The following is a 359-nucleotide window of genomic DNA, read 5'->3' as shown; positions in this document are numbered from 1 at the left end:
TCGCGGCGGACGGCCATGAAGATGCGGGGCATGACGGGGAAGTGGAAGGCCATGTGGCACTCGTCGCCGCCGACGGCGTAGTCGCCGAAGTAGTCGACCACGTCCTCGGGCCACTGGTTCGCCTCGGCCAGCAGCACCGTGTCCGGATATTGCGCGTCGATCTCCTTGCGCACCCGCTTCAGGAAGGCGTGCGAGGCGGGCAGGTTCTCGCAGTTGGTGCCCTCGGCCGCGTAGAGGTAGGGCACCGCGTCGAGCCGGAACCCGTCGATCCCGAGGTCCAGCCAGAAGCGCAGGGCGGCCAGGATCTCCTCCTGCACCCGCGGGTTCTCGTAGTTGAGGTCCGGCTGGTGGGAGAAGAA

1 protein-coding gene is annotated in these 359 nt (G+C 67.7%); it reads right to left on the bottom strand.

From position 1 onward, the window contains the following. Nucleotides 1-359 (bottom strand): alpha-amylase family glycosyl hydrolase (locus G3I53_RS09190; RefSeq protein WP_239063698.1); only part of this gene is annotated, 359 nt, incomplete at both ends.

Origin of the sequence: Streptomyces sp. SID14436 (genome assembly GCF_010548465.1) — a bacterium.
GTDB lineage: Bacteria > Actinomycetota > Actinomycetes > Streptomycetales > Streptomycetaceae > Streptomyces.
This window is presented reverse-complemented; position numbering and strand designations above follow the sequence as displayed.